8 protein-coding genes are annotated in these 7780 nt (G+C 58.9%); 2 read left to right on the top strand and 6 right to left on the bottom strand.

Features of this window, described 5'->3' with window-relative positions; genetic code table 11:
• The 6 genes from F2P67_RS24795 to bamJ form a co-directional block, all read right to left on the bottom strand.
• On the bottom strand, positions 1 to 1616 hold a 1616-nt coding region (locus F2P67_RS24795), incomplete at its 3' end, for a DUF6531 domain-containing protein (protein ID WP_246226550.1).
• 242 nt (positions 1617 to 1858) lie between these two features.
• The gene (locus F2P67_RS24790; RefSeq protein WP_166225012.1) at positions 1859 to 2263 is read right to left on the bottom strand and encodes an SEL1-like repeat protein; all 405 of its coding nucleotides are present in this window, start codon (positions 2261 to 2263) and stop codon (positions 1859 to 1861) included.
• Entirely contained in the window at positions 2264 to 2635 is a 372-nt protein-coding gene (locus F2P67_RS24785) for a hypothetical protein (RefSeq protein WP_003223109.1), read from the bottom strand.
• Positions 2632 to 2973, bottom strand: a complete 342-nt coding sequence (locus F2P67_RS24780) for a helix-turn-helix domain-containing protein (RefSeq protein WP_166225009.1) — start codon at positions 2971 to 2973, stop codon at positions 2632 to 2634. The genes F2P67_RS24785 and F2P67_RS24780 overlap by 4 nt, the downstream gene beginning before the upstream one ends.
• 112 nt (positions 2974 to 3085) lie before the next feature.
• Positions 3086 to 3541, bottom strand: a complete 456-nt coding sequence (locus tag F2P67_RS24775) for a YkvA family protein (protein WP_166225006.1) — start codon at positions 3539 to 3541, stop codon at positions 3086 to 3088.
• Positions 3542 to 3834: 293 nt separating this feature from the next.
• Positions 3835 to 4554, bottom strand: coding sequence for a BamJ family beta-barrel-assembly machinery protein (bamJ, locus tag F2P67_RS24770; RefSeq protein WP_103306955.1), 720 nt, complete (start codon positions 4552 to 4554; stop codon positions 3835 to 3837).
• Between the two features lie 270 nt (positions 4555 to 4824).
• Here bamJ and F2P67_RS24765 point away from each other — a divergent pair, with 270 nt between their 5' ends.
• Entirely contained in the window at positions 4825 to 6633 is a 1809-nt protein-coding gene (locus tag F2P67_RS24765) for a di-heme-cytochrome C peroxidase (protein ID WP_166225003.1), read from the top strand.
• The coding region (locus F2P67_RS24760; RefSeq protein WP_166225000.1) for a catalase family protein at positions 6630 to 7780 on the top strand (1151 nt) is incomplete at its 3' end. The genes F2P67_RS24765 and F2P67_RS24760, both read left to right, overlap by 4 nt.

The following is a 7780-nucleotide window of genomic DNA, read 5'->3' as shown; positions in this document are numbered from 1 at the left end:
TCCTGACGATCCCGCGAAATGCGCAGACGGTTGTCATACGCATCGCTGATCGCTGTCAGGCGCCCGGCGCGAAAGTGGTAAAACCGCGCGGTGTCCCCGGCCAGCGCGAGGATCAGTTCTTCCGGCTCATCGCCGAGAAAAATCGCCGCCCGCGACAGGCTGTTATGAATCGCCGGTCGCTCGGCGCTAGGCAGCGGAAACCGCGTGCGGCGGTTTTCGTGGTCGACCCAGACCACGACGTCGCCCTCAAACTCCAGCCGATGCGCCAGCGAATGGCTCCAGCCAAAGCCCAACCCGATATCGATCTCGGCGGCACTGCTGCGATACAAACGGGTGAATTCGAACGGCAGCCGCCCGTCGAGCGTGCCATCGGTGAGGGTCAGCAGTTCTTCGCCGGTGACCATCGATACCGGGCAGCCGTTGGTGCAGGTATTGGGCACGCAATCGGCGCTGTCGCCGTTGGGGTTTTTCGCCTGGTCGGGGGCGTCGTCGTGGGACTCATCCGGCTTCAACGCGGTGTTGCGCCGGGCATTCCAGCGCAACTGCATGCGACCGTTTTTCACACCGGCAGCGATGCCACGGGCGGCTACCGCTTTGTACTGGTCGACGTATTTGATGAAGTCTTTGACGATGCCAAACAGCGCCGTAACCAAGCGCTTCACCGCCGACAAAAGCTGCACGGCGCGATCCGCCAAACGCAACGTCAGATACGCGATTCCCGCCGCGCCACCGACGAACGTCAGAACGACGCTGATCAACACATCGATCAGCAGTTGCACCACGACCATCGATACCGCTTCAGCGGTTTTGCCGGCAATCTCGCTGGGCGACAGCATCTCCAGCCAGAGACTCGCCGTGCGCAACAGCAAACACAGCGCCGCTTCGTCGCTGACCAGTAACTGAAGCTTTGCCATGACATCGGGGGCGGATTGGGCCAGCTCGATAAGATCGGCTGCGCCGCTGCCCAACCGGTCAGCAAACGCGGCGGGATCCTGAAGAATGTCCGACAGCATTCCAATGCTGTCCCACACGCCTTCAATTGCCGCCCAACTGCCGGCCAGCAGGCCGTTGCCCGCCGCTGTCGCCACTGACTGCGACCACTGCGGCTTGAACCCCTGCCACTCACTGCGCAACCAGCCATCCAGTTCACGGGTCAAGCCATCGTAGGAGCCGAACAGTTCTGCAACCTGTTCCGGAGTGACATCGCTGTGCACTTGCACGCGGTAGAACTTGCCCTCGATACCCTTGAATTCACCTTTGCCTTCGGCATCCAGAGTGATGGGTGTCGATTCACCGCTGTCCACCGCCACTACATCGACCACGATGTTGCCCAGCGGGATGTCGTACACCGACTCGAACTTGCTCTCGATTGCCATCTTCCCGCCCTTGGGGCACTGGACGACGCTGGAGAAAAACTCGTTGTCGCTGCTGCTGACGGCGGTACTGTGCTCACCGAAGCGGATGATCCGCTCCATGCCCATCAGCGACGGCAGGTCGGCGGTGTGGCTGACTTTGTCTGCCGCTCGGCTGGCCCAGTGCTTGAGCTGTTCGCGATACAGGCTGAGGGTGTCGGGAAAGCTGTCGAGTGCTTGCTCGATGCGAATGACGGCGTCCATCAACGCACATCTGAGTGCGGGGTGGACTGAATAACCGGGTCGAACATGAGCGTTCCCTCGCGCAAAAAAATTAGGCGCGGGAACTGTGCGGGGGATCAGTCAGGAAAGAAGTCAGGCAAGTAGGCGATAGATGTAGGACTTATCCTTAAAAAATCACTTACCAATAAACGCACAGGCGAAAACGCAAACGTGGCGTGAGGTTTCCCTCACGCCACGTTTATTCAAAGAGCAAAACAGGTTTATCAAACGGAATCGCGCGAGCTCAATTCTTTCAGTTTGAGCTCGGCCAAGGGATGCCCGGCCTTGGCGGCCAGGTTCCACCAGCGTGCCGCCTCTTCAGGGTCAGGAGCTTTGCTCGGCGAGCCCGCCAGGCTGATTACGCCGACCTGATAAGCCGCTTTGCCATCCCCCGCCAAGGCGGCCAGACGCAACAGGCGAATGCCCTCTTCCCGTGCGCCCAATCCGACTCCGCGAAAAGTCAGGATGTGGCCGTAGAAGCTTTGCGCGCCGACATCGCCAAGGTTGGCCATCCGCGCGAACTGGCCCTCGAGCCAGCGCCAGCCACGCGGCTGACGAACAAACCATGACCAGTGAAACAACCGCCGGGCCAGCCAATAAGCGACCCGCGCCTTGAGGCGTAAAAACACTCAGGCCTCCGCCGATTCCGGGTACTCGTATTCGAAGACTCTGACCACTTCCGACGCATGCCAGGAAGCGGCAGCGACGCCATCGGATGGCCCGGAAAAGCGTCCGAGACGTTCAACGCATTCGAAGAAACCGGTACGCGGCAGGCGACTGGCGCCCTGGCTGATGACCAGCGAACTGCGCAACGGTTGTTCGGCTTTGGCATCCAGCGCGGCCAGATGCTCAAGTGCAGCGGTCAGGGTTTGCATCGCTGGCGTCGGCAGTTGCAAACGTTCGAGCAAGGCCCGATACGTCAGAAGATGGCGCTGTCGGCGCGCCTGATCCAGCTCCCCCAGCAATCCGTCCCAATGTTGACGACTGATGCGTACGCTCACGATTGATCCCTCCAACCTGGCACCGTCAGTTCCCAGGCCAGGCTGCGGCGAATCGCGGCGTCGGGCTGACGCTCGCCACTTTCAATCATGGCCAGATAAGACGGGCTGATGCCTACCGTGCGGGCCAGCGCCTCGATGGCGATGCCCTTCCCTTCGCGCAAACTGCGTAACTGATCCAGACCTGGAAGAATCGGGTCCGGGGTGGCCGCAAGCGGCGCTGGAGCCGGTTGCGACGGTGTTTCGTTGATACCTGCTGCTTTCAGTAGAGCCTGATATTGAGCCCAAGGCAGAACCGCGTATTCGGGTTCGCCATCGCGTGCAATTATCTGAATATCCATGACTACCCCGTAGGACAACAACACTTAGCGAGTCGGCACTTTTCCCTAGAAGTGTAATCCTAACAGCGGCCAAGGTCGCGAGGGGTATCTATCTGTTACAGGACTTCGACAATCAGGGCTTTTTCGGCCCCTGCAGCTGAAGTTGTTCGGGGGTATCGGGCAGACGTTCAACGACCGCAAGTTTTTCCGGTTGCTGGCGATTGCGCCAAGTACGGAATGCATTGAGTTCATCGTCGAGGGTTTTCATCAACCAGGCAAGGACGGCGATGTCGTCGAGCATGCCGAACACCGGAATGAAATCTGGAATCGCATCGACCGGACTGAGGAAGTACATCAACCCCGCCACCACCGAAACCAAGGCCTTGCCACTGATTGCGCGGTACTCGCCACGCCAGTAAGCCAGGCACAACGCCTGCAGCAAGCGCAGATCATCCTTGAGTTTACCCAGACGGTTGCCTTGCGCGGCACCTTTACTGGCCACCGCAAACAGCAATGTTGGCAAACGTCCACGGGCCAGCAGGCGACCGGCCAGGGGCAGGAATCGAGCGAAATTCCACGGAGCTTTCATCTATTCCTCCCATTGAAATGTTATCCACACAAATTGTGGATAACCTTGTGAACAGAGCTGCATTTCAACGCTGAGAGCCCCGTCTTACAAGGGCTGCGCTCAGATCGGGCGTTTTTTACTCACATAAAAAACCCCAATATTTCATTGACTTGGCGGCTCAGGGCGTCTAGCGCGGGCAGCCTCAAAGCTAAGACTGCCGTCACCGCCATCGGTTCGCTCTGTTTACGCGGGCCATCACCCAGATGCAACAACGCCCCGCATAAGCGAGGCGTTGTTGTCGAAGCTGATGCCTGTTACTTGGCGGCAGCAGCGTCTTCTTTGGCTGGATCCTTGATGGCCAGCAGTTCCAGGTCGAAAACCAGAACCGAGTTGGCCGGGATTGCCGGGCTTGGCGATTGTGCGCCGTAAGCCAGATCGCTAGGGATGTACAGTTTGTACTTCTCACCAACGTGCATCAGTTGCAGACCTTCAACCCAACCCGGAATCACGCCGCTTACCGGCAGATCGATCGGGCTACCGCGCTCGACAGAGCTGTCGAATACGGTGCCGTTGGTCAGCTTGCCGGTGTAGTGAACAGTCACGACGTCGGTAGGCTTAGGCTGTGGGCCGTCGGCTTTCTTGACGACTTCATACTGCAGGCCGGAAGCGGTGGTAGTCACACCCGCCTTCTTGCCGTTTTCTTCGAGGAACTTCTTGCCGGCGGCTGCCGACTCTTCGCTCATCTTGGCCATGCGCTCTTCGGCACGCTTTTGCAGCGCGGCGAAGGCTTCGACCAGTTCTTCATCTTTCAGCTTCTGTTCTTTCTTGCCGACGGCATCTTCGATGCCCTGGGCTACCGCTTTGGAGTCCAGATCATCCATGCCTTCCTGAGCAAGGCTCTTGCCCATGTTCAGGCCGATACCGTAGGAAGCTTTTTGCGCCGGGGTTTTCAGCTCTACGCTGGTCTGCGAATCACAACCCGCGAGGACCAGGCTAACCAGGGCAACCGCCGCCGCCAACCGATGCTGTTTCATGCTATTTCCTTGTTCATGCGCCGAAAGGGCAATCGAGTAAAGCCGCGAGCTTATCAGGCCGCCACGACCAATGGCTACCGGCATGAGAGCAGGAATCTTCTGATAAGTTCAGGGATTAAAACGCATTTGGACAAAGGAACGATGAAGCTTCTGTCATCTGGCTCCTACAACAAACGACGTCTCCTCCCACAGCATCTGGCGTAATGGCCACTTGCCCAGCGATGCCGGGGTCAGGCATAACAGCGCAATAACTCGACAAGGATGTTTAACTTGCGCCTCTTATTCCGTGTGCTGATGCTGATCGTTGTGCTGCTGGGCCTGCTCCTCGCAGTGGTGTTGTACTACGTCGCCAACCCGAAACTGCCTTTCTATACGCCGGTTCAACAGGTGCATTACCTGAACCAGTGGAGCGAACACGAGCGGCAAATCTACTACTTCACTCCGCAAGGCACGCAGGTCAAAGGCCTGAGCTACGAGTGGTTCCAGGCTCTGGAATTGCCCTTTTCGGAACAGCGTTTCGCTTCGCCAGAGTACCTCGCACGCTTCGGTTTCCTGATCGATCCGCAACAGAAACCCACACCGGACAACCCCGGCAATCTGCCAGTGGGTTTTGCCCGTCATCAGAATCCCGGCAGCGCCGAGCAATATCTGGACATAACTTGCGCTGCCTGCCACACCGGCGAATTGCGCTTCAAGGGTCAGGCCGTACGCATTGACGGCGGCACCGCACAGCACGTTTTGCCCTCCAGTGTTCCTACATTGCGCGGTGGCAGTTTCGGACAGGCATTGGTCGCCAGTCTGACGTCCACGTACTACAACCCTTGGAAATTCGAACGCTTCGCCAGACAAGTGCTCGGTGAAAATTACGACGCCCGCCATGAACAACTGCGCAAAGACTTCAAAACCTCGCTGAACACCTTCCTCAAAGTTGCCTGGAACGACACCCATCGCGGCCTCTACCCGACCGAAGAAGGGCCCGGGCGCACCGATGCTTTCGGGCGGATCGCCAACGCGACGTTCGGCGATGCCATCTCCCCGGCCAATTACCGCGTGGCCAACGCGCCGGTCGACTACCCGCAGTTGTGGGACATGTGGACATTCGACTGGGTGCAATGGAACGGCTCGGCGCAGCAACCGATGGCACGCAATATCGGCGAGGCGCTGGGCGTCGGTGCCACCTTGAATTTCTTCGATGCGAACGGTCAGCCACTGCAGGGCGACGCACGTTATGCATCCAGTGTGCGCGTGCGCGACCTGCACAAGATTGAGCAAACCCTGCAGAAACTTCAGCCGCCCGCGTGGCCCGAAGATCTGTTTGGCGCGGTCGATAAACCGCTGGCCGCCAAGGGTCGCGCGCTGTTCGCGGAAAATTGTGCCGGTTGCCACGTGCCGCGCCAGACTCAAGAAGGCGAGCGCTGGGTGCAGCGTCTGCACATGTTGCCGGTGGAGGAGATTGGCACCGATCCCAACGCTGCCAACAACATTGCCAGCCATCGCTTCGACCTGACGGCGCTGCGATGGGATGTGAAAGAGCTGGAAAAAATGGACGTAAAACTGCACCCGACGCCCAAGGAGCCGCTGGACCTGAGCCAGTTGTCGGTGGCCAAGGGATTGGCTTATGTCACCGCTTTCGTTGAAAACCGCGCCTATCGCGAGGCCAATGTCACGCCTGAAGAGAAACCACTACTGGATGGCTTCGGCCTGCCCATCGGCGTTCGTGAAAAAGTCGCCTACAAGGCTCGCCCATTGGCCGGTGTCTGGGCGACACCACCATTTCTGCACAACGGTTCGGTGCCGAGCCTCTATCAGTTGTTGTCACCGCAGGATGAGCGCGCCACCACGTTCTATAAAGGCAGCTTCGAATACGATCCGCGACACCTGGGTTATCGCCCAGAAGCGTTTACTAACGGCTTCCTGTTCGATACGCGGATCAGCGGCAACCATAACAGCGGCCATGAATTTCGCGCCGGCGAACGCGGTAACGGCGTCATTGGTCGCTGGCTGCAACCGGAAGAACGCTGGGCGTTGCTGGAGTACCTGAAAGTCCTAGGCGGGCCACTGGAGGCGCAACTGCCATGATCATGTCGACTTTCAAGAAAGAATTGCCACTGCTGGCGCGGATCTGGTTGTGGCTCGGGCGCTTGCTGGGCAAAACCTTGCTGATTGTGCTCGTCGCCGGCCTGCTCTGCTGGGCCGTCGCCGCTGCATGGCTCGCCTGGCAGCATCGAGGCCCGGTGTCAGCACTGGAGCAGATTCCCGCAGGTGAAGCTGCAATGACGCGGGATGTCATTCAGACCGCGGTGCGCATCGTCGATCAACATCGCGAAGGCACACGCTATCTGCGCGACGCGCATGCCAAGGCGCACGGTTGTTTAAAGGCTGAGGTGCGAGTGCTGCCAGAGCTGGCGCAGTCGTTGCGACAAGGGATTTTCAGCGAACCGGGGAAAACCTGGCAAGCGATGATTCGCCTGTCCAACGGCAACGCCTACCCGCAGTTCGACAGCATGCGCGACGCCCGGGGCATGGCAATCAAGCTGTTTGATGTGCCCGGAAAACAACTGCTGACCAACCGTCAGGAGCAGCGCGAGCAGGACTTCGTGATGTTCAGCCATCCGAACTTCTTTGTCAGCGATGTCGCCGAGTATCGTCAGAATGTGGCGGCCCAGGCCGACGGCAAAAAGATCATGGCGTTCTTTCCCGGCCCAGATCCCCGTACCTGGCAGATTCGCCATCTGTTTATTGCGCTGGCCACCCTGGCGCCTCCGCCGGACAGCCCGACCGGGGCCACTTACTTCTCGGTTTCACCCTATAAATTCGGTGAAGCCAATGCGAAGTTTCGGGTTGTGCCAGATCCGGACAGTTGCCCGGCCTATACACTGCCAAAACAGAATCACGATTTGCCGAACTTCCTGCGCAGTGCACTGAATCAGCAATTGTCGACGGATCGAGTGCCGGCGTGTTTCGTCTTGCAGATCCAGCGTCAGGACGCCAACAAATACATGCCGATCGAAGACACCAGCATTGAATGGCGTGAGCAAGACTCGGCATTCGGAACCGTGGCGCGGATTACCCTGCCGCCGCAGGACTTCGATACGCCTGCGCTGAATCTTGCGTGCGACAACCTGTCGTTCAATCCGTGGTTTGGTATCGAGGCGCATCGGCCGATTGGCGGGATCAACCGCTTGCGCAAAGCGGTGTATGAGGCGGTGAGCGACTATCGCCACAG

This window comes from Pseudomonas atagonensis (assembly GCF_011369485.1).
Lineage (GTDB): Bacteria > Pseudomonadota > Gammaproteobacteria > Pseudomonadales > Pseudomonadaceae > Aquipseudomonas > Aquipseudomonas atagonensis.
Note: the sequence above shows the minus strand (reverse complement) of the source record. Positions and strands in the feature narration are given on the sequence as shown.

Excerpts from the sequence above, each read along its gene's own strand:
- bamJ (WP_103306955.1), bottom strand. The coding sequence starts at position 4,554 with ATGAAACAGCATCGGTTGGCGGCGGCGGTTGCCCTGGTTAGCCTGGTC.
- F2P67_RS24775 (WP_166225006.1), bottom strand. The coding sequence starts at position 3,541 with ATGAAAGCTCCGTGGAATTTCGCTCGATTCCTGCCCCTGGCCGGTCGC.
- F2P67_RS24780 (WP_166225009.1), bottom strand. The coding sequence starts at position 2,973 with ATGGATATTCAGATAATTGCACGCGATGGCGAACCCGAATACGCGGTT.